This is a genomic window from Pseudarthrobacter sp. rb (assembly GCF_056389225.1).
This window is the reverse complement of sequence record NZ_JBWJAR010000023.1, coordinates 33,025-55,076: the sequence shown is the minus strand read 5'-3', so window position 1 is coordinate 55,076 and position 22,052 is coordinate 33,025. Positions and strand designations below refer to the sequence as shown.

Sequence of the window (22,052 nt, the reverse complement as noted above, 5' to 3'; positions counted from 1 at the left end):
GACCACTACGCCTATCGCCATAAGGCCAATCTGTCCCTCGAGTAGTTTGAGCCGCACTTCGTCCACGAGAACCACCTCTCCGGAGAACCCTGATCCAGACTCTACGATGAAGTTCAGTTAACAGGACTGACTGCATCAGCTTGTTGTTCTCGATCAGGGTCTTCCGTTCGGCTTTCTGTTCCTCGGTCATGGGGCCTTTGGGGGCCGAAGAGGTGCCGTAGCCGCCGTAGTAGCGGAGTGTGAAGCCAAGGTCTTTCCAGCCGGTCACGACGGGGACGGCGGAGTGCTCGCCGCGGTAGCCGGTCTCGATGTAGACGGCGTTGCCGTCCTCGTCGGTGGCCGGTTCCCCATCTGCCCTTTTCAGCGAGGTAACGCGGAGGGTTTCGCTGTCCTCCCCGTACCCGCATTCGGGAACCACGATGGTTCCGGCGGCTTCCAGTTCGGCGGTGAGTGCGGCCAGCGCGGCGGCGCGGTCGCGCTTGTCGCGCAGCTGCTGGGTGACGTGCAGGAGCATGTCGGGTTCGTCCATGATGACCGATTCCAGTTCGGCCGTCGCGTCCTCGTCCGCCTCAAATTCGGCCAGAATCAGGGCTTCTTCGATGGTGTATCCCTTGCCCAGGGCGGCGGCTCCGGTCTCGGTGGACTTGGCTTTGAGGGCTGACTCGACGGTGGTCTTGGTCCGTCCGGTCTTTTTGGCGATCGCGGCGGCGGAGACGCCGATCAGGGACAGCTGGTGGTAGGCGTCCGCTTCGTCGGCTTCGGTGAGTTCGGCGCGCTGGATGTTCTCCACTACCTGCGTGACGATGCGTTCGGCTTCCTCGGGGGACTCGATGATCATGACCGGAATCAGGGGCCGGGCGGCTTCGACGGCGGCGCGGGTGCGGCGCTGGCCCATCAGGACGTGGACGGTTCCGTCGTCCTTGCGGTGGGCGATCACGGGTTCCATCACGCCGTGTTCCTTGATGCTGGCGACGAAGTCAGCGGTCAGGGCGGCGTCCTTGCGGACGTTGATGTCCACGGTCAGGGCTGCCGGGTCGAGCATTTCAAGCGTGGGTGTTGCGTTCATGGTGTTGCTCCTTCTTGCCGAGAAGTTGGGTGGGTGGGGCGGCTCAGGTGACCGGCCAGCTCCCCTCTCCCCCCGTTGTTTTTGGCTGCTGGCGAAGCTTGCGGAGCTGTGCACGTGCAGGCCCGTCTACCCGCAGGGCAAGACCCGGGAAATCTTCGAAAGGAAATAAGCGACGAAGGAGCGCCGGAGAAGACTTTCCGGGGCGCAGGCCCCGGGAGGAACGACAGGGGCTAGAGGGGCCCGAACGGGCACGTACAATCCGAAGGACAGCAGCCAAAAACGGTAATACTGGAACAGTCCTTGAGTCGGCGTGACCCAGCCAAAAATTGACGTACCAGGCGGCACTGTCTTCCCGACGATCTGTCCGCCGGCTCAAGGTCCGTTAAGAAGGGGTGTCGAGCCAGGCGGACATGACCTCATAGGAGCCTGATACGACCAGTCCCATTACCGTTTTGTCTGCCCACCTGGCCCGCGCCCGATCAATCAGCATTCGACGCGACTGAGGGGCAATTTCCATCTTGGCAAGCGAACCAACAAACGTCATCGCGGGTATCGACACCCACGCTGACACACACCACGTAGCCGTCATCAATGAACACGGCAAACCCCTTGCGGACAAGGAATTCCTGGCCGTGGGATCGGGATACCGGAAAATCATCGAGTTCATCACCTCCCACGGCACAGCTATAGCCGTCGGTGTCGAAGGAACAGGATCATACGGCGCCGAGCTCGCCAGAACCCTCCGCGGTGAAGGGCTCTCCGTGCTGGAGGTAAACCGCCCGAACCGGGCCGCCCGGCGACTTAAGGGGAAGTCCGACCCGCTGGACGCCTACCAGGCCGCTAAGTCTGTACTCGAGGGGCGGACGAAGGCGATCCCGAAGGCCAAGGACGGCCCCGTCGAATGTCTGCGGATCCTACGTTCGGGGCGTGCATCAGCCATCAAGGCCCGGACCGCGGCCATCAACCAGATCAAGGCGCTCCTCGTTTCGGCCCCTGACAAAGTCCGGGCGAAATACCGGGCGCTACCCACGTCCGCGCTGATTACTGCCCTGCAGCGCACGAGACCTTCGGGACATCTGGCGGACCCCGAGTACGTAACTGTTCTGACGCTCAAGGCGTTGGCAGCCCGGTGCCAGGCCTTAGGAACTGAAATCGAGGCTGCTGACGCGGCATTAAAGGAAGTCCTGGACAGCTATGCTCCGATGCTTTGTGATCTCCCAGGAGTCGGGACCGAAGTAGCCAGCCAGCTGTTGATCACCGTCGGGGACAACCCGGACCGTCTGGGGAACGAAGCCCAGTTCGCTTCGCTTGTCGGGGTCGCCCCGGTACCAGCCTCATCCGGCAAGACAACCCGCCACCGGCTCAGTAGAGGCGGGGACCGTAGCGCCAACAACGCCTTGCACCAGGTAGTCCTGGTCCGCATGGGATCGTGCCAACGGACCAAGGATTACGTGGTCAAACGGACGACCGAGGGAAAGGGCAAGCGCGAAATCATGCGCTGCCTCAAACGCTACGCAGCGAGAGAGATCTACCGCCAGATCACTAACCCCCGGCCGGCGCCCAACAACTCCGACCTCCGCCACATGCGGACAGAACTCGGGCTCACCATCACGACCGTCGCCGGCGAACTCGGCCAATGGGTCTCCATCATTTCGCGTCTGGAACGCGGGCACATCCGTAACGACGACCTGGCGGCGACCTACCGACAATGGCTCATCGAGCAAAAAGTAGCCTAGGCCCATGTCTCCTGGGCTAGCCGCCCCGGCGCTGCCACGCATGCCAGACCATTAGGCCCAGGAACGTCGAGAGTCCAACAAATACTCCCTGCGGGGCAAATGAAAACAGGACGTACGCCATATTCACCCGTCAGCCATTTGAAAAAGACAGCTGGATTTCTAGGACAGATGAATTCCCAGCCAGAGTGCCCGCTCTAGCCAGCGTCCCGGACCCTCTGGAGATACGTCACTAATTCCTGGAGCCGGTCCGCGGGCCATGGCAGCCTGGCGCTCAGCTCTGGGCTGTTGTCCTGCCACATGCTCCGCGCCGCAGTCTTGGTCGCGTCACTGCTGTGGAACTGGGAACCGAGGCCATCCCAACGCCTCGCAAAGTCCCGTGCCGCGGGGTCGTCCACAGGCGTATTTGCCGACAGATAGCCCAGGCCTTCTTCGACCAGGCTTGCAAACGTGGCCTTAGCATCGTCGACGACAGCTGGACCGAGTTCAGCTCGGCGTTGCGCCAGTTCGGTGCGCTGTTCCTCTGTGAAGTACTTCTCGTACATGGTCATCCCTTCCAGAATTGATATGAAGTGATCCACCCCCGGCATGGTGCTGCCCATGTTGTCCAGCAGGGCTCGGATCTGGTGCTGGAGGCGCCGCGCCTGTTCCGCTTGGTCCTGTAGCGCGGACAACTGGGCGGTGAACAATTGCCGCACGGCGCCGACGTCGTTCGGCGATGACGCCAGGACCTCGCGGACCTGCTCCAGAGACAGGCCCAGCGCCCGTAGCGCCCTGATGCGGTAGAGGTGGCGGACATCTTCCTCCGAATACCGCCGGTGCCCGGAGTCGGTTCGCCCTGTCGCGCGTAATAGTCCGATCTGGTCGTAGTGGTGCAAGGTCCGCACAGTGACCCCGCACAACGTGGCCAGTTCGCCAATGCTCCACAACTGCCCACCGGTCTCCAACATGTTTCCCAGCCTAGGACCTGACGCAGCGTCAGGATCAAGCTCCGTGCGCGTTGGGTCCTGATAGAACCGCCAAACCAATTTGACGCCTATAGGAGCATCGTCGTAGACAAGGCAGGTTCAGGGGGTCCGGAGCTCTGCGACGGTGCATCCTGGACCCAACAGCCGGCCGCGCCAGCGGACGCCCAACAAACTGGTTGAAGCGCAGCGGAAACCAGGGCGTCCCCAATAGGGCGCTTTGCTCCCCGCGCCTGGCTTCAGGCGTGCAGTGCCGAGAGGCGGACCCACGGACTGCGGCCCGCCTCTCGCCCGTTTTACGTTTCCTGGTCCTTCCGGGTCTTGGCGGTGGCGCGGTAGGCGGTGATGGAAGCGCCAAGTGCCGCCAGGGAGAGCACGAAGTTGATGATGGTCAGAGGCTCCATTATGGTTTCCTTATCGTTGAACAGGACTTAGTCTGGGAAGGAGCCGGTGGCCGCAGCCTTGCGGTTACGACCACCGGGTTCGTAGCTACACCTACTTCCTTGCTTTACGCTTACGCTTCCGAGTTGCCGCTCGGGAGCGTTTGCTCGTTAAGAGCGCGTTCCGCGTGGAGAGCAGAGCGATGACAGCTGTCATCAAGCTCACGACCGCTGTCGCGAGCTTGATCGCTTCGTCGATGCTCATGTAGCCACCTCCTTCCTGCCCCGCCGTGCGAGGCCCCCGCTGTCGCGGCCGGTCGAGGGTGGGCCGTCAACCCCGAAGAGTGCGCGGGGAAGCCCGCGAAATAAGGGAGCCCTGGCGACCGCGTGGGATTGTCCGTGTACGTGGGTTGATGGGTCGGGCCCCCGGCCGGCTACGATGAGCGGCCTTGTACGGAGAACAACCCAGCCAGATGTAAGGGAAAAACAAGCATTTACAGGCCGGAGCGCAGCGAAGGACCATCTCCTGGGTGCAGCGCAGCGCAAGCCCAGGGCTCTTGGCCTCCGGGTTATGCCCATTGGCGGGCAGGTGGAGCCCTCCGCACAGCTCAAAGCTGTCCCCACTGGGTAAGACCCGGGGCCTCGTTGTCGTACCCCTCGCCCATGATGGGAGCCGGCGGCCAGCACCATGGCCGCCGTTCTTTGGCGTGTCTATTCGAATATATGTCCTAAGGTTGTGCTATGTCCTCCGAGAGTTTTGCGGCCGCGCTGCAGGCGCAGTACGCGCGGCGGGCCGGCCCAATCGGGTTGACCGTGGAAGAGCTCGATTTCGAGCACTTCCCGGTCAAGAACGGATATCCGGGGATCCCGGTGAAGGCGTGGATCCGGTTCCCGAATTGCGCGGAGCTGGTGGACGGCGAGGTCTTTGCCTGGACAGCGAGGGCGGCCGAAGTGACGTGGAAGGACGGGCCGGTCACGTACCGGACCTGGGTGTGGAGTTCGGCGGTCACTCGCCGGGAGGAAATGATGAACAGGAATTTGGGAGAGCGGACCCGTGGCAAGAACAGCAAGTGATAAACCCCTGGACGTCCCGGTGCAGGTCCGGTTTACCGCCAAAGGCATTCCCCTGGCCGTCAGATATGACGACCGGATCTGGGCGGTAGCCGCCGAACCAGTGCGCTGGTTTACACGCTCGGACTGGTGGAACACCGCCAAACGGGCGCCGGTGGGCTGCGGTGACCTGGTCAGCATCGAACACTGGCAGGTCCAGGTCCGCCTTATCTACCCTCCGGTGGGGTTCACAGGGATGTGTGTTCTGAACTAGGGTCGTCTCGGAACGCACGGATTATCTACCCCGACGAGGTACGTCCGCATGGCGCATTCATTGATTACGTTTCCGTCGACCAACCACCCGGACCCCTCGATTCCACGGCACTGGATCGCGTTCAGGGTCATCCACAAGGCCGGGGGCCCGTCGTGGGCAGTTGTGGACACTTCCACCTTCGAACTACATCCTGAATCCAGCTCATACCTTCACTACCTCTTTGGTTCCTCCCGGTCGACGAATACCCTGAGGGCGTACGCGCAACGCCTCGCCGCGTTCTTCACTTGGCTCGGTCCGGCCCGGTTGAACTGGGCCGACGGCGTGCCCGTCGTTTCACGGTTTATCCGGGAACTCGCTGCTTCTCCGTTGCCCGCCACTGAATCGGACATCGAATATCGTGAGCCGCGTTACCGCAGCGGGAAGACAATGAATCAGTACGCTGCGGCCCTGACCCAGTTCTACATGTGGGCCGCCCGCAGTGATCTGATCAGTGAGAAGACGGCGGCCGGCTTCTATGAGACGCGAATCGCGTACGGGTATTCCGGTGACAGGCTCCTGCCGGGCAAGGTATCCAAGGCCAGGGCTGTGAGGGTCAAGGAAGTCGAAGAAGCCCCCAAGCTTCTCGACGAACACTCTGCCCATTCGCTGTTGTCGGCGATGGCCAACCGGCGTGACCGCTTCCTGGTGGCGCTGATGCTCGAAACAGGCCTCCGAATCGGCGAAGCACTGGGCCTGCGGACGGAGGATCTGCATCTCTTCCATGACTCCCGCGGCCTCGGCTGCGCGACCGCCGGCCCTCACATCCATGTCCGTCGGCGCCAGAACCCGAACGCCGCGTTGTCAAAGTCGGCGAATCCGCGCAGCATCCCCGTCACTGAAGCGGCCTGCACCCTGTACCACCTCTACGCTGAGGACCGCATCGACCGTCTGGACGTGGACTCAAGCCCGATGGTTTTCGTCAACTTGTACTCCCGGTCCCACGCCGGGGAGGCGATGAAGTACTCCAATGCCGTCAAGATTTTCTACCGCTCCTCAGGGCGCGCCGGTCTCCGGGTCAACCCGCACATGACACGGCATACAGCGGCGACCCGCTGGAAGCGGGCCGGAGTGCCGGGAGCGGACGTCCAGGAACTGCTCGGGCACCGCAGTCCCTCGTCCCAGCACGTGTATGAGCATGCCAGCGACCAAGATCTTCGCGACGCCATCGAAAGTGTCCGGCCAGGTTCGGAGCGGCACCGATGAGCGGTGCAGGGCAGACCGCGCCTGATGTTGCTCCTGCCCCGGCACGAACGGAACCGGTCGACGCGTCGTTGGACCTCTCCCGGTTCCAGGACATGCTGGTCCAGGAAATCCGGGAGGATTGGCGCCCGAACGAATGGGACAGCAGGACGTGGATCTTCACCGGAGTCCCAGGCCATCTGGGGACCCTCGTCAACGGCTGTAATTTCCCCGGATGCTCCCGTCCCTCATTCACCCGCCGCAGCGGACTGTGCAACATCTGCACTGGCCGCTACATCCGGCACACCAAGCGCATGGGCGCCATGAGCGCCGAGGACTGGGTCAAACAGGCAGCCGAACTGCAGAAGACAAACTGGGCATGCCGCATCGACCCGATCCTGTGCTCAGTGGCAAACTGCACGAACCGCAGTAAAGGCCTAGGCGTGCCCCTCATGGCCGCCACGGACGGAAACCCCCGACGATGGCACCAGAAAAAGGACCGGTTGCCTCCCTTATGCCTGGGCCACCACCCTGTCAGGACAGTGCCAGACATCGCAGCCTGGGTGGCTGCCCAGGAAGCCAAACCGGTTACGGCACCGGAATACTGCGCCGTCCCATGGTGCGGCTACAAACGGCAGGCAGCCAACCGGATCGGGCTCTGCAGGCGCCATTCAAAGCTGATCGCCACCCAGGGAGAGCTGACTTTGCACCTCGAGCGAGAAGCTGTCGTCTCGCTGGAACCCGACGGCTACCGGGAAATCCACGCCCCCTCCCCCACAACAGGCGGATGCGAACTCAACCTCGCTGCATTGCGCCGGCGGCACCCCGGATTGGCCACGGAACTGCTGTGGGCCCTTCAGCACCAGGACGGCATTGGTTTCCCCATCAATATCATTACGACCCGGGCTCTCATCCGTTCGGCCATGGACTTCCCGCAGGCCACGAAATCCTTCCTCAACGCGGACACCCGGGTCCTGTCCGAAAGCAAGGTCATGCGCTCGGTAAATGCCTGGTCGATGTTCCGTGTGGTGCGGGCCAGATTACTCGAACGCTACGTCCCGTGGTCCACCAACGGCGATCTTCTCCGGTCAGACCTCATCCCATTCGGTCTTCTGACGACGTCATCCAACAGATCCGGGTCGGCCCGCTCCTTGGCAGCCCTGGATTTCCGGCCTATACCCCTGGAATGGGCCCGGCAAATGGCCAAGCTATGGATCTTGGAGCGGTCCACCACGGAGACTTCCGCGACGACCCTCATCACTCACGTCGCACGGCTCTGCACGGACTTTGTCGTCCGGTGCGCGGCGCGGAACCTCCCCTCACCCACAAACGCGTCCGACCTCACACGAGAACATGGCAAGGTCCTGGCGCAGGCGCTGGCAGGTCTTGCCCGGCTCGATGGGCACCCCCTGCCCAACAGCTACAAACGGCTCCTTGGATCAACGCTTGCCGGCATGATCGACTACGCCCGGAAAAACTCGGACCTGTTCGAAAACACCACTCTCTCCTTCGCCCTGGACTACGACCTGCAGATCCCCCTCGAAGACAATCCGGGGGCAGACGAAGACGATGAGACCGGACGGGCTGTTCCCGAACCCGTGATCGAGTACCTCTTCGAGCAGCTGCCCACCGCACGAGTCTCCAATCCCGCATCAGCCTCTGCCCCCAACGCCGTCTACAAAGCAGCGTTCACCTGCTACCTGACCCTTTTGCGCGACGCCGGACGCCGACCCAGCGAAACCGCAGGTCTCCGCCGTGACTGCCTCAGCTACGACACGACCGGCCAAGCCACCCTGCTCTGGCACAACGACAAAGGAAGACGCAGGGGCAGGCGCCTTCCTATCTGGGCAGAAACCGCCCAAGCCCTGGAGACCTGGTTTACTGTCCGGGATCAACACATCACCGCGATGCCGCCCGGGCAGCACGACTGGCTTTTTCCCACGTTCCGTCCCAGGGCCCGGGACAAACACCTCAAGACAACGTGGTTCAACAAACGGCTCCGGGACTGGATCGACCTCGATCTTCCGGACCTGCCAGGCCCCAATAACGGCCCCGGCACAGGAACGCCGTTCTGCAAGACCAGTGTTTTCGCCTATGCGTTCCGCCACTCCTACTGCCAACGACTGGCCGACGCAGGCGTCCCACAGGAAACCCTCCGCCGCCTCATGGACCACCGGTCCGCTGACACGACTGCCCAGTACTACACAGTGACCAACGCACGAAAACGCAAAGCCATCGAGTCCGTCAAAAGGCTTTCCTTCGACGCTCTGGGCGCCCACTCCCCCGTTACCGAAGACCTCTACTCCATGGCCGCGGTCGCAGTACCGTTCGGCAACTGCACCGAACCGACCAACATCAAAGCAGCGGGCAAAGCATGCCCCGCACGTTTTCAATGCGGCGGCTGCACTTTCTTCAGATCTGACCCTTCCCATCTCCCAGACCTCAAGGCGCATCGGGAACGGATGAAAGAAGACCTCGCCTGGCAGGTCGCGCAGAACCTTCGACCCTCACTCATCACTGACACCCGGAACGAGATCGAAGCGTTCACCGCCCTCATCGCTGCGCAGGAAACGCGGCTGGCCGAATTGCCCGGCAGCGAAAGGGAGTCCCTCGCGGAAGCCTCCGCCGTACTGCGCCGGCTCCGTTCCAGTGTCCCGACCGCCGTCGAGAAACCCTTCATCCCAGTCGGAAGCCTCAAGGTCAAAACCCGCGTACTCGAGGACGAGGAATGAGAACCCACTCAGGCTCGAAAACGGCTGCAATGGTGCAGCACCGAAAGAAAGTCAGCAAAGCCAAAAGGCAGGCAGTCCTGGCAACAATCGATGCGATGACACGAACAAACACGCCCATCAGCGTGGCCGATGTTGCGCGCCGTGCCGGCGTCAGCCCCTGGCTCGTCCGCCAGAAACCACTCCTGGAGCACGTAAGAAAAGCGCAGTCCGTGCAATTCAGAGGTTCGTCCGAGGAAACAGCGAAATCCACTGCCGGAGTTGGGCCCGTCGAACGTGATCTATTGCGCAAGGAGAACCAACGGCTCCGTCACGAGCTGCAGAAGCACCAGCGCCGCATCTCCGAATTGCTCGGCGACCAGATTGACGGCACCGACGCCCATTCACAGAGCCTTCGGGTTCAAGAACTGACCGATCAGAACATCATCCTTTCCAAGCAAGCCAGTGACGCCATCCAAGAACTGCGTCAGCTTCGACAGAACTCTGAAGCGCTGTCATCCGACCTCGAGGCAGCTCACCGCGTCAATCGTTCCCTCATGGCCGAAATAAACCGGCCGGTACGACCCACAGGTCGGAGCGCCGCGCCTAGTTCCCGATCACTCAGCTCAGAGCCAACCCAAACTCACTAGGTTGCAGGGACGAGAGGCGGCCGGCCGCATCTAGGAAGGTCCTCCAGGAAGACGGCGGCTAGTCAAACTCAACATCGAACCCTCCGAACTGCAGCGCATCTCGGACAAATTCCCGTAGCTGCTCTAACTCATGCACCTCCGCAGCCGCCTTCGCCGCCGAGCTGTTCCGGAAATAGATGGCTATGCTCATAGGAGGAGCCAGCATTTCTGAGTCAATCTCATATTTGTGTCCACGAAAGCTCACAGATAAACCCACGCGAGCGATATGGAGTTCGCCGTCCTTAGACGCGATTGCATTAGGTCCTCTTGCCTCAAAATCGGTACTCATCTTGGGCCCTTTGCGTTCTCCATGAAAGCGAGCGTACGCGACGAAGGAAAGACCGGTCGCCGGCGCAGACCGGCAGGGAGTCGGTCCCGGGCGAGGCTAGCGTTGCCTTCGACTCTCCTGAGTGATGATCAAATGAGCCGATACGCTGTCCTGCCGTCTTCACCCAATAGGAGCCTGCCTTGCCCGGAATCCACGAACCGAACGTGATCGATCTCGTGACGCACGATCCCGTGCAGGATGAATACAAGTTGATCATGGTCGAAGAGCGTCCTTGGACAGGCGCTGCGGAACAGCTAGAACAGCTGAGGGAAAAGATCAACAATTACGCCATGTTCGTCCTCGATGAGGGCCTCCTGCACTCATACCCAGATGCTGCTGGACGTCCTGTATGCATCCAACTTGATTGCGTCAGTACGGCCCCTGCGGAAGTTCAGGAACTCATTGACTTGGCATCCGAAGGACTCCGGCATTACGGCATCCGCTTCGCCGTAAACCGCCTTGGCTGAACAACGCTTCATGGATCGCCCCTCACAGGCAAGGAGACACCGCCCGACCCCCGGGTATCGGGGCTGCGAAAACATTCTCACGACCGGGAACCTTTTCCGGGCCTGCGGACACTACAAGGTATGAGGCATATGGAGGACACCGATGAAGACCTGTGGCGCGCGTGCACAGCAGGCAATGCTGACGCTTTTGGCGTCCTGTTCAACCGGCACGCCGACGCGGTCTTCCGGTACTGTCTCTCCCGCTGCGGATCCTGGCATGACGCCGAGGAGCTCGTCTCGATCACCTTTCTGGAGGCATGGCGGCAACGACACAAGCTCAGACCCGAGAGAGACAGCCTCCTCCCCTGGCTGCTCGGGGTCGCCACAAACGCAGACCGCAACAGGGCAAGAGCATCGGGGCGGTATGCCGATTTCCTGACCAGGCTGCCGCATTCGGATCCCCGGCACGGCGGACATGAAGCAGACCATGCCGAAGCGGTGACGTCCAGGGTGGACGCGGAGCGTGAAGTCCGCGAACTGCTCGACACAACCGCAGGACTGCACGCCGGGGAACGGGACGTGGTGATCCTGTGCCTGATGAACGGGATCAGCCAGGAAGAGGCAGCCAAGGCCCTCGGTATACGGGCCGGGACAGTGAAATCCAGACTGCACCGCGCAAGGTCCAAACTGGGCCTGATGAAGCAAACGCCAGTGCCCGTCGAAGAGTTGGACACCACGATCGTTGAAGCGAGGCTGTCATGAACCTGACCGAAGTGACGTACCCCAAGGACACCAAAGACCGTGTCCGAAACCTGCTCGTCCAGGAAGCACGCCGCACTCCGAGGCGATCACGCAAATGGCTTGCCCTTCCCGTCGTGATCGCTGTTGCCGGCACCGCAATAGCTGGAACCACCGCGGCCGGGGTCTACACGGCCCTTGCCCCGGTGAACGACAAGCGCGACATCCGCTGCTATTATCGCGCCGACCTCACCACTACCTACCCCGTCAAAGCAGATCCCAAAGTCATCATGCCCCCGTACATCACCACGGGGATCTTCGTGACAGGCTTCGACGCGAAGAACAACCCGAGCCCCGGCGATCCGAACGCAGGAATGCAACAGATCACCGACCCCATCCTCCAGTGCGGCCGCAGCTGGGACCTGGGACTGATGAATCCCCAGGGCATCACCGACGACCTCGTCCCTCCGGGTTTCGTCCACACCACGCCGACGGCAGACCCCGGGCAGTCCAGCGCCAACGGCGGCATGCCCACCGACAAGTACGGGAATCCGCTCGGCGGCCCTGCCGGGTCGAACAAGCTCATTGGCCACTACGTCCCGCAATTGACCGCGTGCGTCGTCGATAACAACGTCGCAGTCATCCCTGGCGGACCCGAAATCTGCGCCCACCTCGGCATCCCCACGCTCGAGGAATAGCAGAGTGTTCACGTAAGATTGGCGGCTGTCTGTCCCGCCAGTCATGAGAGTCCTTTGCGAGAGTATTGATCTATGGGATCCTTCACGATCACGAGTCCGCCGTTGTCTATTGCGCGGGAACTGTGGCGGCTAGGCGAGCCTCATCTCGCGGCGCGCGCCGTGGAGTTAACGGCAGAGCAGGCCGTAGACATCGCCTTCAGGGCTGGCGAGCTACACGAGTCCGGGCAAGCACATGCTGTATGGCCTCAGGGCCCGAGCGGCACCACTCCCGCGCTGATGCTCGCAGCTGTGGAATACCTCGCCGGGACCCTGCGTCCCTGCGCCAGGAGCCGCCGCCTTCCGGAAAAGAACTTACCCCCATCCTTGCAGGCCACCGAGGAGGAACGTTGGGCAGCACTGACTCCAGTAGCCCGGGCACTTGATCGGGGGCGCCTGGAGACGCGCGCCTAGCCGCCGTCTTGTCTGGATATAGTTCCATCGTGGATAGTCAGCGGAGGGCACGGGCGATTTTCCTGTGTGAGCAGACAGGGATTACCCCGCCGCATGAGCTGCCTGACTTCGCCACTGAGCTGCTGGTCCTGGGTTACGACAGCCCCTCGCTCCGCGAAGTGGCAGGACTTCCGACGGGAGACAGGGCTGATGCTGCTGATTTGTGGAGCGCAGTCCGCGAAGAACTGGGCATCGAGCGCGAAGAGCCAGAGGAAGCCGCCGGCTTTCTCCTCCGATATTGGGGCGAGGAGACCGCCAAAGGGCGGATCGACGTCCTGGCTGGGTCGAGGCTAATGTACCGGGTTGGCTGGTTTCCGCTGGGACAACCGAGCGAGCTGAATGAGCTCTTGTATCTCTTGATTCTCTGGGATGAGATGCCGGAGCAACGCGAGCAAACGGCCGCGGAGCTTCTCCAGTTCGCACAGCATCTAGTGGACAGCGAAAGATGACGCAGGCCGGGGATCCAAGCAGCCGGCAGGTCCTCTGGAACAATCTTCGTCATGGAAGATGAGTGGTTTCGGTCCCCAGGCTGGAGCGAAGCGGACCGCGCCGCGTTCGAGGCACGCCTCGCCAAGTCCCGCAAATACAACCGTGCGCAGTATCTGCGTATCAAGGGGCTGGCCCTGCGCGACGCCGGCGAAGTCGGCGGGGCCAGAGAGCTCTGGACGCGCGTGCTCTCGGATGACGGAGAGTTCTCCACGATGGAGGGCTTCACAACTCTGGAGCACCTGGGGGACTCGTACGTTGACGATGACCCGACGCTCTCGGAGTATTACTATCGGCGCCTGCTCAATGACAATCCAGCGCTGAAGAGCACAACGATGACGCAGCACATCAAGCTTGCCGAACTCCTGATACGGCGGGGCGATGGGAAGGCCGTCGAAGAAGCCGCGGAGTTACTGGTCCAATGGCCGGAGGTGGCGCGCATTCCATTTCCCAGCGCCCACTTCCGGTGGAACCTCGCAGTGATCGACCTTGCAGACAAGACTGGAGACCGGCAAACCGCAGTCGAGGCTGCACGCCGGGCGCTGGAGTTGGCTGATCGAGGGCCTGTGTTCCCGCGTCACAAAACAGTGGGCGTCGTTGACGCGGAACACCAGATCCTTGCACGACTAAAGCGCCTCGCGAAGTAGTAATGGTGTCCTTGACCCGAGCTGGCGATCTCAGCTGATCCTGCTCCGAGCCGACGTGTCTTGAATCCCTGGGGTTACCAGATGGTCTGCTGCCACGTGAGCATCCGCTTCCTTAGAGGTAGTCATCGTGCGGGGAGGAACTCTCCGCTTTGACATGGCTACCGATCTGCGAGGATCTAAAACATACGTGGCTAACGTGGCTCGGCGACTGTCCCCCGCTGACCAGCACAAATGAACTATGAGGGGAGATAATCCGGCTGACCTCAACCTCCGCGCTGCGCACCTTCGAGCTGCGCAGGGACCCCCTGTCGGAGCAGTGGCTGCTGGCTGGCATCACTGATGCGGGGGTTGCCGCTGCCTGAGTCAGGAGGGGTTGGTGGCAGCTCGGTCTGCACCCAGATTCACAACGAACATCGGGAATCCTGCGCTCCGGCGGGTACGATATTCCTAGTAGATGCGCTAGACTGTAACGAGATCGGTGACACCTGTTTGGAAGTGCTATACGAGGACAAGAAGTTCGAGAAGCTGTGTACGGACGAACGGGAGATGCGTAAGAAGCGCGAAGACGTTGCTGGCAAACTCAAACTGCGCATCAAAGCTCTGGAGACGGCCGAGTCCATCGGAGAGCTACCCATACACGACCCTCTTGGCAACTGGCATCCTCTAGGAGCAAATCTGGACGGCTTGTGGGCGGGAAAGCTGAGCGCAAACTTTCGGCTCCTGGTCCGCCCTGAGGATTCTGAAAATCCGCTGTGCGCAGTGACAGTGACTGTAATCAAAATCGACGACTACCACTGAGAGAGGAGAAGTCATGACCGCCACCAACTATGCCGTTGCTCCAGGCGAGTACCTCGAGGAATGGATCGAAGATCAGGGCTTGTCCCAGCAGAAGGTCGCTGAATTACTGGGATGTAGCCGTAAGCAGGTCAACGAAATAGTTAACGGGCGCGCACCGATCACCAGTGACACCGCCATCCGTTTGGAACGTGTCGTTGGTATCCCAGCCAACTCGTGGCTCCGCTATGAGGCCGCATACCGGGCCGATCTCGCACGCGTCGCCGACCAGGAAAACCTAGCGGATCACGTCGACAAAATCGACCCGAACGCCGTCTCCTATCTCCGGAGCCTCGGGGCAACGAAGGCCACGATACGGACTCCCGGCGCACTCGTCTCTGACTTTCTGGCGTTCCACAGATGCGGGACATGGGAGGCGTACGCCCATCTTCATGAGGCAGCATCCACTGGGGATTACGCCCTTGCCGCATTGAAGGAGTCCGGCTCTAAGATCGACTCGACGGTCCTGACGACCTGGCTGCGCGCGGCGGAGCTCGCCGAGCCGTTCGAACGTGGCCGTGGCTTCGTCTACGATGCGGATCAGCTACGGGAGGCACTCCCACGGCTACGGTCAAGAGCCGCTATGCCCGATTCCATGATGCTAAGGGACATCGCGGACATGCTCGTCGGTGTCGGTGTGGTCTTCATGGTGGTCGAGCCGCCAAAAAAGTTTCCGCTGCTGGGCATGACCCGCTGGATCGACAAGCGAGTGCCGGTCATCCAACAGACGGGACGTTGGGGTAAAGATGGCTTCGTCATCTGGGCGCTCTTCCACGAGCTCGGACACGTACTCAATGATCCCAGAGGCGAGATGCACCTTGAGTACAGCACTGAGAAGAAGCGCAATGGCGCCGCAGAAAAGGCAGCCAACAAGTTCGCCATGGATCTCCTCTTCGGCGAGGCCGGCATTGAACCATTCGTCGGTCTGACCCGCGACCGTGAGATCGCGGACACGGCGAGGCAACTCGGCATCTCGCCGGGCGTGGCAGTACATCAGATGCACCGACGCAGAATGCTGGACTACCGCTTCGGTAATCAACTATGTGTGGATCTCGCCGGCACCTTCACACCCTAGAAAGGGCACGAAGGCGCTGCCCCGCGATGGTAGCAGTCGACCAAGCTACCTGGTGTCTTTTCAGGGTGAGCCCGAGCGCCTGCATAATCTAGACTCGGCAATTGTAGGGCCATGATGTGGGCGTGCACCTCGGCTCGACCAGGAGGCCCTGGTGTCTAGCCAGCCTCGAAAATCGACATACCTACGCGGTTAGTTCGCCGGGAATCGCATTTAGTAGTTCTCACGCACGTACTCATAGGTTTTATCGAAAAGTTGTCCCTTGATAGGGAGGCCGTACTCCTTCAGAGCCGTTCGAAGCTCACGGCGTACACGCTTGTCACCGGCGTCGCTTTCCGTCCATCCGGTGTAGGAAACCTGTACGACTATGGAATCGATTCGACCGACGATATCCGGCACGATCTTATGCAAACCCGGCGGCGTGTTCTCCTCCACGATCTGGGTAAGCGCTCCACTATTCGGATCAGCAAGCCTTTCCAGGCCCTCATCGTTACCTGCCTCGGCAGCCCGGTCTGCCGACACAACAACCTGAGCGATTCGCAATGCTTCCTCGAGAAATGCAAGCGAGTCTTCAACGTTTTCGATCGCCTTGGCGCGCAATTTCTCTATGCGCTCCGCGAGCGACTTGTACACGGCACTGTCCGTGTCAGCGAGACGGCGCTTGAGCCGAGCCTCGATCGAGTCGAGGACGTCCTGATAAATGTCGCCCTCGTTCTGATCCTTCCGCTCTCGTTCCGGGAGCTTCAGTTGCTCTGCGATCTTTTTCACCAGTGCCAGTCCCGCCGCGTCGAGTGTAACGGTCTTCGACGTCATTGATCTCACGCTGACATCACTCATGTGACCGTGGATCAGTTCTGTGGTCTTCGCACCAAGGCGGGCCCATAAGAACGCTTTGTTAACGTCCTTGGGCCGTATCGACTCGTATACCTTCGCGAACCAGAAATACCGTTGCTTGAACGGCAGGAGCATCGGGTGCGGGTCGAGAAATTCCCACACGGTTTGCAGGGCGACGTACGTCTCGACGAACTCACTGCGTTGTGCGCTGGCGCTCGGTATCCGTTCGTGGGCCTCGGCGAGAGACTCGAACGAGGGATCAGTCATATCAATGCCATCGAAGAGATACAGCAGGCGGGTGAGGTCAGTGACGAACTTCCCTGCAAGCTTGGAGGCGTCCGTGACGTTCAGTTCGTCTTCCTCATCGGTCTTCGCTTGCGGGCCCGCGATCGCGAGGCCGATCGCCTTCGCGAGGCCAATATAGTCAACGACGCGACCATAGTCCTTGCGCTGCCCAGTCAAGGGGTTCTTCCACGGTCGGTTGGGCCGAGTGATGGTCTGGAAGAGATTCGCGTCCTTGGCGGGCTTGTCGAGGTATAGCACGCCTTCGATGGGCGCATTGAAGCCAGTCATCCACTTGGCAGTAACTACAATGAAGGACATCGGGTCGTCGACCTTCTTGTACCGCCGTTTCAACGCCTCTTCCTGCTCTGGCGTAATTATGTACTTTCGATACTCCTTCGGAGTGTCCTTTGCGTCAGCGACGTGCATCACGACTCCGACCTCGCGTAACCGTCCGTCCGGCATAAACACAGATCGACGTTTCAGCTCAGCTTGGATGGCTTGTGCATAGGCGATGACGAGTCTCTGGTTGTACGCGACTACCTGAGCCTTCTGCCCGAGCGGCGCAACGTAGGTCAGGTAGTGGTCGACGATGTCGGCGCAGACAGCAGCGACCCGGTCCTGATTGGAAAGGATGGTCTCGAGGTGAGAAGCTTTCCCAGACAGATAAACCTTTTCGTCCTCGTCCAGATTCTCATTCGTCGCGAGTTCATCGAATGCCTCGTCCAGTGTTTCCTTGTCGAGGCTGAATCCGACCGAACGTCCCTCCACGATTACTGGTTTGGTGAAACCGTCGGCGATGGACTGCTCGGGCGTGTAGCGCGACATAACGAAATCGGGATCGGCTGGGTCTCCGAACAGCCTGAAAGTCGAACGGTCTTTGTCTTCTATGGCAGTGCCCGTCGCGCCAAAGAACTTCGCGTTCGGAACGGCTGCACGCCATGCATCGCCGAACTTACCCTCCTGCGAGCGGTGGGCCTCGTCGACCAGGACGACAATGTTCGATCGGTCGTTGAGGTGCCCGGCTTCGGCGAACTTGTGCACGGTCGTGATGATGATCCCAGGTTCGCCACTGCGCAGTAACGTCCGGAGCTCCTGCCTATTGTGGGGCACCGACATGCGAGGCATCCCTGCCGTTTCGAACATCTCGGCGGTCTGCCGGACCAAGTCCTTCCGGTCGGCAATGACAATCACCGTCGGTGCCCCGCCAAATTTCCGGTGTACAGCGTCATCGCGCAGCAACCGCGCGGCTGCGAATGCCATCAGTTCGGTCTTTCCCGAGCCCTGGTGATGCCAGATCAATCCACCCGGCCGGCCTGCGAGTACCTTCGCATGAATCGCAAGAGCAGCCTCGAACTGCGGATAGCGCGGCAAAAACTTCACGTCAACCTCGGATGCGTCCCGCGCGTGCCTGAACATCACCAAGTCCTTGAGGATTGGCAACACCGTTTCTGGCCGGAGTAGAAGCCGCGCGGCACGCTCGACGCGTGCCGGACCTGCAACCTTCTTTGGATCGTCCTGGGTGGAGCCCCATGGTGCCCACAGCTCGGAGTCAGGATCCGGCATTGCGCGGATCGTTGCCATACGGAACTCCAGGCCCTCGGTAGCAACGTTAAAGACGTTGGTAGCAAAGAAGTTCGGATACTCCTCCTCGTAAACGTCGTAGATGTCTTTCGCGGCGTTGACCCACGAGACTGCCTGCTTCACCGGCGTCTTCGTCTCGGCTACGGCCAACGGGAAGCCATTGACGTAGTAGACGACGTCGAATCTGCGCGGTTTGCTCGCACCTGCGATGCTGACCTCATCAGCAACGACGAACCGGTTATTGTCCAGATCCTCAAAGTCAATTAGCCGACGAGGAACGAACTTGCCGTCGATCGTCGTGAACGAGTGGTCGCCGCGGAGCATCACGGTCAGTCGTTCGTTGGCAGCCACGAGGCCGTTGTGAGCGTCCAGAATGGCTTGGTTGATCTCATGAAGGACCAAGTCAGCAGACTCGGAATCGTCAACGAGATCGGGGTTCAAAGCGAGCAGCGCATCACGTGCCCACAGCTCGATGACGACATCGTGCACGTCTCGAGGCAAGTCGTCTCCCAGGATGTGCTCCCAGCCGGCTTCCTCGGCCCACTCAACTAGCGACCGCTGGATGGTGCTCGCCTCTGTCCACCCCACTCAGGGAACCTCCTCAAGAAGCCGGTCGCATAACTCAGGGATCTCAATCTCCTGGCTAAGTAAAGCGGTAAGCAGGGACGATCGGAAGGCGCGTAGAGCGGTGAGCTCTGAATCCAAGCTTTCTGCTTCAAACGCGACAGCATCACAGCGGGCAGTGTAAGCAAACTGTTCTTCTAGCGATGGGATGGGCAGCCGAAGAGAACCCAGCAGGGCCTTATTGATCTTCCTCATCGATGCTGTCCCACGTGCCGATGCTGTGATCATCGCTCGCACCGATGGGGAACACAGCAGATGAGCGAGGAACGTTGATTGGCAGAGGTCGGGTTTCGTCCGAATGCGCCATATGAGGTCGGGCATGTATGTCTGGGGTGGTACGTTCCGTGCGATAGTGGCGTAACCTACACGATCGAATGACCCGCTGGCCCGGGTGATAAGTAGATCGCCCTCAGCCACGGCATGGGCATCGGTATGATGAGCCAGGTCGGCCAGACGCTTTGCCTCAGATGCTACGAATGATCCCATTTGGATCGCGCTTAGCTTCAGAACAGCTGGCTCTCCGGGCAGCGGCCTCTCGTCCGAGGTCTGAACACTCTTTCCACTGTCGATCCCCGCAATTACATCGCTGAGAGGGTGCTCGGTACCTTCCGGATATGCGTTTCGAATGAGCGCGAGCAACGTCGTTGCGGTCCGTCTCTCAGCGTCCAATGCGTCGATCAATGCGTCCACCGCGATCATTACATCGACAATCCGACCCTGCTCGCTAGGCGAAGGAAGGAAGAGTTGAGCACTGAAAAACTCCTTGAGACGAACATTCAGGAGTCCGTGAGCACGCGCTCCTTCACGGAGCATGCCACGAAGCGAGTCGAAGAAAGTTTGACCGTTGCATGCATGGAGTAAGTACTCGGGATCGACTGCCCTGCATGCACGAAAGACAATGTAGAGCGGCGTCACTACCGCTGGTGTCTCGCCGTCATATCGTGCGACGACTCCCCACGGAGCATCCTTCGATGTGCTCTTGTTATAGACGAAGTCGCCGGGCTCGACCACCCAATAGCCAGAGAGATCAGCGCTGGCGACCCGCTTGTTGAAGTATTTTTCCTGATCGACAAGACCGTGTTCAGCGGAAACGGTCAGGACGCGGTCGTAGCCAGCGGTGTTTTTGATCGCAACACGGTTGGCGACATCGGAGAGCGAGACCTTGCTCCATTCAGTCACTGGCCACTTCCAACATACTCATATCGAAACCGGCAGCGGTGAGCCGCTTGAACATGGTCGCTTCGGTCTCGATACGGTGCTGACGCGCGTCGGCATATGCCACGAGCGCCGTCCCGAGATCGGCTAGCTCTTCCGCGGCGACCTTGATATAACGGCCTATATTCAGGTCGAAGCCATTCTCCTCTATCTCAAGGAGCGGCACGAGACGGAGGTTTGCGGCGCCGTTACCGTCCGGATCCTCGCCGGTGCGATACGCCTCAACGAGCGCTGCGACGTCGCGCTCGGACATTCGGTTCTGCTTCTTGCCCTTCTCGAACCGCGACGAGCCGTCAATAAACAGCACGTGATCCTGGCGCTTAACCGGCTTCTGATCCCGAAATATTAGGAGACAAGCCGGAATCTGCGTCGAGTAGAAAAGGTTTGGCGGCAACCCGATGACGGCCTCCAGGAGGTCCTTTTCAATGAGGCACTGGCGGATCTTCGCTTCGGCTCCCCCACGGAACAAGATGCCGTGAGGCATAACAACACCGACGCGGCCAGTGCCGGGGTTCATCGAGGAGACCATGTGCTGGATAAATGCGAAGTCACCATTCTTCGCTGGAGGCACGCCGCAAATTGCTCGAGGATCGCTGGCCCATTTATCGGCACCCCAGTTTGTTAAGGAGAAGGGTGGGTTGGCGATTACCGCGTCGAAGGTGCGGACTGAACCCTTTGAGTTTTTGAAGGCCGGCGCGCGAAGCGTGTCGCCACGCTTGATGTCGAAGTCTTCAATCTCGTGCAGGAACAGGTTCATTCGTGCGATCGAGGCAGTGGTTAGGTTGATCTCCTGGCCGTAAGCCCGCAGCGTCCGGTGGTCCTTGCCCGCCTCGCGCAGCTGGTTGATTGTCGCGACGAGCATACCGCCCGAGCCGCAAGTGGGGTCGTAAACGGTCTCTTCCGGTTCAGGCTGCAGAATGCCCACCAGCAAGTTGACGACCTCACGCGGTGTGAAGAACTCCCCCGCCTTCTTCCCGGACTCATCGGCGAAGTTCTTCAGGAGATACTCATACCCAGCGCCAAGCAGATCATGTGAGACCGTAGACGGATCAAGCCGGATCTGGTTGAACGCCTTGATGAGATCAAGGAGCGCAGACTCCGGGATCCGCTCCTTATTACCCCACGAGGCGTCGCCGAATACGCCTGCAAGCGAACGGGGGTTCGCCTTTTCGATCCGCTGGAAGGTTTTCGCGATCTCTGCGCCGAGATTCTTAATCTTCCCCGTAGCTTCCGACCATAAAGTACCCTCTGGCATCTCGAAACGGTGGAAATCAGCCTCGATCTCATCGTCAAGGTCGTCACCGTACTCGTCGAGCGCCGCATTGTGCTCATGCACCCAAGTGTCGGAAATCCACTTCCAGAACAGCATTGGAAAGACGTAGGTCTTGAAGTCGGCAGGGTCCACTGGGCCGCGAAGGGCATTCGCAGCCGCCCACAATCGGGCTTCGAGCTCCTGCTGGGTAATCGTCACAGAGATAGGGTCCTTCATAGTAGGTCAATGTCCAGTTATATCGGACGGTATCGACAGCGTCGCGATTCCGTGCAGAGCAGATGACAGCGATCACACAACCGTGGCATTGACTCGATCTCATGTTCCAGTTTCTTGGAACCCGGAACAGCTACTGGGACACCCTGCAGAGCGAAGCTTCACCATTCCACGTAGTCTGTATGCCCCCAGAGCTATTCCAAAAA

At 60.5% G+C, this 22,052-nt stretch carries 20 protein-coding genes; 13 read left to right on the top strand and 7 right to left on the bottom strand.

The genetic code is table 11. The features are described from left to right. Positions 1 to 1,066, bottom strand: a 1,066-nt coding sequence (locus ACWRN3_RS20785) for a ParB/RepB/Spo0J family partition protein (RefSeq protein ID WP_476741770.1), incomplete at its 3' end; no start/stop codon positions are given. 518 nt (positions 1,067 to 1,584) lie between these two features. Here ACWRN3_RS20785 and ACWRN3_RS20780 point away from each other — a divergent pair. After that, positions 1,585 to 2,802 (top strand): IS110 family RNA-guided transposase, encoded by a 1,218-nt coding sequence (locus ACWRN3_RS20780; RefSeq protein WP_476741769.1) that lies wholly within the window; start codon positions 1,585 to 1,587, stop codon positions 2,800 to 2,802. 194 nt (positions 2,803 to 2,996) lie between these two features. On the opposite strand, the gene ACWRN3_RS20775 is transcribed toward ACWRN3_RS20780, so the two are convergent. Further along, a complete protein-coding gene (locus tag ACWRN3_RS20775; protein WP_476741768.1) occupies positions 2,997 to 3,749 on the bottom strand; it encodes a MerR family transcriptional regulator in 753 nt (250 codons plus the stop codon). A gap of 510 nt (positions 3,750 to 4,259) precedes the next feature. Continuing rightward, positions 4,260 to 4,409 carry a hypothetical protein gene (locus tag ACWRN3_RS20770; RefSeq protein ID WP_165838024.1) on the bottom strand — a complete coding sequence of 50 codons (150 nt, stop codon included), beginning with the start codon at positions 4,407 to 4,409 and terminating at the stop codon, positions 4,260 to 4,262. 476 nt (positions 4,410 to 4,885) lie between these two features. On the opposite strand from ACWRN3_RS20770, the gene ACWRN3_RS20765 reads away from it, so the two are divergent. Genes ACWRN3_RS20765 through ACWRN3_RS20745 form a run of 5 tightly spaced genes read left to right on the top strand, consistent with a single transcriptional unit; the run spans position 4,886 to position 10,044 of the window. After that, positions 4,886 to 5,218, top strand: a complete 333-nt coding sequence (locus ACWRN3_RS20765) for a hypothetical protein (RefSeq protein ID WP_347886743.1) — start codon at positions 4,886 to 4,888, stop codon at positions 5,216 to 5,218. Beyond that, positions 5,199 to 5,468 (top strand): hypothetical protein, encoded by a 270-nt coding sequence (locus ACWRN3_RS20760; protein WP_476741767.1) that lies wholly within the window; start codon positions 5,199 to 5,201, stop codon positions 5,466 to 5,468. Before ACWRN3_RS20765 ends, ACWRN3_RS20760 begins: the two co-directional genes overlap by 20 nt. 48 nt (positions 5,469 to 5,516) lie before the next feature. Further along, the gene (locus ACWRN3_RS20755; RefSeq protein ID WP_476741766.1) at positions 5,517 to 6,710 is read left to right on the top strand and encodes a tyrosine-type recombinase/integrase; all 1,194 of its coding nucleotides are present in this window, start codon (positions 5,517 to 5,519) and stop codon (positions 6,708 to 6,710) included. Next, positions 6,707 to 9,418, top strand: coding sequence for a tyrosine-type recombinase/integrase (locus ACWRN3_RS20750; protein ID WP_476741765.1), 2,712 nt, complete (start codon positions 6,707 to 6,709; stop codon positions 9,416 to 9,418). Before ACWRN3_RS20755 ends, ACWRN3_RS20750 begins: the two co-directional genes overlap by 4 nt. Continuing rightward, complete coding sequence (locus tag ACWRN3_RS20745) at positions 9,415 to 10,044, top strand: hypothetical protein (protein ID WP_476741764.1); 630 nt, start codon at positions 9,415 to 9,417, stop codon at positions 10,042 to 10,044. Before ACWRN3_RS20750 ends, ACWRN3_RS20745 begins: the two co-directional genes overlap by 4 nt. 58 nt (positions 10,045 to 10,102) lie before the next feature. Here the strand turns inward: ACWRN3_RS20745 and ACWRN3_RS20740 are convergent, their stop codons facing one another. After that, positions 10,103 to 10,372 carry a hypothetical protein gene (locus tag ACWRN3_RS20740; protein ID WP_476741763.1) on the bottom strand — a complete coding sequence of 90 codons (270 nt, stop codon included), beginning with the start codon at positions 10,370 to 10,372 and terminating at the stop codon, positions 10,103 to 10,105. A gap of 179 nt (positions 10,373 to 10,551) precedes the next feature. On the opposite strand from ACWRN3_RS20740, the gene ACWRN3_RS20735 reads away from it, so the two are divergent. The 7 genes from ACWRN3_RS20735 (at position 10,552) to ACWRN3_RS20705 (ending at position 15,824) form a co-directional block, all read left to right on the top strand. After that, a complete protein-coding gene (locus ACWRN3_RS20735) occupies positions 10,552 to 10,878 on the top strand; it encodes a DUF6572 domain-containing protein (RefSeq protein ID WP_476741762.1) in 327 nt (108 codons plus the stop codon). Positions 10,879 to 10,998: 120 nt separating this feature from the next. Continuing rightward, positions 10,999 to 11,619, top strand: a complete 621-nt coding sequence (locus tag ACWRN3_RS20730; protein ID WP_476741761.1) for an RNA polymerase sigma factor — start codon at positions 10,999 to 11,001, stop codon at positions 11,617 to 11,619. Continuing rightward, the gene (locus ACWRN3_RS20725; protein ID WP_476741760.1) at positions 11,616 to 12,293 is read left to right on the top strand and encodes a hypothetical protein; all 678 of its coding nucleotides are present in this window, start codon (positions 11,616 to 11,618) and stop codon (positions 12,291 to 12,293) included. Before ACWRN3_RS20730 ends, ACWRN3_RS20725 begins: the two co-directional genes overlap by 4 nt. A gap of 479 nt (positions 12,294 to 12,772) precedes the next feature. Then, positions 12,773 to 13,231 (top strand): hypothetical protein, encoded by a 459-nt coding sequence (locus ACWRN3_RS20720; protein WP_476741759.1) that lies wholly within the window; start codon positions 12,773 to 12,775, stop codon positions 13,229 to 13,231. A 51-nt stretch (positions 13,232 to 13,282) separates the two neighbouring features. Next, positions 13,283 to 13,915, top strand: coding sequence for a hypothetical protein (locus ACWRN3_RS20715; protein ID WP_476741758.1), 633 nt, complete (start codon positions 13,283 to 13,285; stop codon positions 13,913 to 13,915). Positions 13,916 to 14,410: 495 nt separating this feature from the next. Further along, positions 14,411 to 14,713 (top strand): hypothetical protein, encoded by a 303-nt coding sequence (locus tag ACWRN3_RS20710; RefSeq protein ID WP_476741757.1) that lies wholly within the window; start codon positions 14,411 to 14,413, stop codon positions 14,711 to 14,713. Positions 14,714 to 14,726: 13 nt separating this feature from the next. Next, a complete protein-coding gene (locus tag ACWRN3_RS20705; RefSeq protein ID WP_476741756.1) occupies positions 14,727 to 15,824 on the top strand; it encodes a HigA family addiction module antitoxin in 1,098 nt (365 codons plus the stop codon). Positions 15,825 to 16,034: 210 nt separating this feature from the next. Here the strand turns inward: ACWRN3_RS20705 and ACWRN3_RS20700 are convergent, their stop codons facing one another. The 3 genes from ACWRN3_RS20700 to ACWRN3_RS20690 are packed head-to-tail and all read right to left on the bottom strand — an operon-like array spanning position 16,035 to position 21,831. Next, positions 16,035 to 19,109, bottom strand: a complete 3,075-nt coding sequence (locus ACWRN3_RS20700; protein WP_476741755.1) for a type I restriction endonuclease subunit R — start codon at positions 19,107 to 19,109, stop codon at positions 16,035 to 16,037. Further along, entirely contained in the window at positions 19,110 to 20,324 is a 1,215-nt protein-coding gene (locus ACWRN3_RS20695) for a restriction endonuclease subunit S (RefSeq protein WP_476741754.1), read from the bottom strand. Beyond that, positions 20,317 to 21,831 (bottom strand): type I restriction-modification system subunit M, encoded by a 1,515-nt coding sequence (locus tag ACWRN3_RS20690; RefSeq protein WP_476741753.1) that lies wholly within the window; start codon positions 21,829 to 21,831, stop codon positions 20,317 to 20,319. The genes ACWRN3_RS20695 and ACWRN3_RS20690 overlap by 8 nt, the downstream gene beginning before the upstream one ends. Between the last annotated feature and the right edge of the window lie 221 nt (positions 21,832 to 22,052).

Coding starts and splice junctions, on each gene's coding strand:
- ACWRN3_RS20715 (WP_476741758.1), top strand. CDS start 13,283: ATGGAAGATGAGTGGTTTCGGTCCCCAGGCTGGAGCGAAGCGGACCGC.
- ACWRN3_RS20765 (WP_347886743.1), top strand. CDS start 4,886: ATGTCCTCCGAGAGTTTTGCGGCCGCGCTGCAGGCGCAGTACGCGCGG.
- ACWRN3_RS20740 (WP_476741763.1), bottom strand. CDS start 10,372: ATGAGTACCGATTTTGAGGCAAGAGGACCTAATGCAATCGCGTCTAAG.
- ACWRN3_RS20750 (WP_476741765.1), top strand. CDS start 6,707: ATGAGCGGTGCAGGGCAGACCGCGCCTGATGTTGCTCCTGCCCCGGCA.
- ACWRN3_RS20730 (WP_476741761.1), top strand. CDS start 10,999: ATGAGGCATATGGAGGACACCGATGAAGACCTGTGGCGCGCGTGCACA.
- ACWRN3_RS20755 (WP_476741766.1), top strand. CDS start 5,517: ATGGCGCATTCATTGATTACGTTTCCGTCGACCAACCACCCGGACCCC.
- ACWRN3_RS20705 (WP_476741756.1), top strand. CDS start 14,727: ATGACCGCCACCAACTATGCCGTTGCTCCAGGCGAGTACCTCGAGGAA.
- ACWRN3_RS20770 (WP_165838024.1), bottom strand. CDS start 4,409: ATGAGCATCGACGAAGCGATCAAGCTCGCGACAGCGGTCGTGAGCTTG.
- ACWRN3_RS20725 (WP_476741760.1), top strand. CDS start 11,616: ATGAACCTGACCGAAGTGACGTACCCCAAGGACACCAAAGACCGTGTC.
- ACWRN3_RS20745 (WP_476741764.1), top strand. CDS start 9,415: ATGAGAACCCACTCAGGCTCGAAAACGGCTGCAATGGTGCAGCACCGA.
- ACWRN3_RS20775 (WP_476741768.1), bottom strand. CDS start 3,749: ATGTTGGAGACCGGTGGGCAGTTGTGGAGCATTGGCGAACTGGCCACG.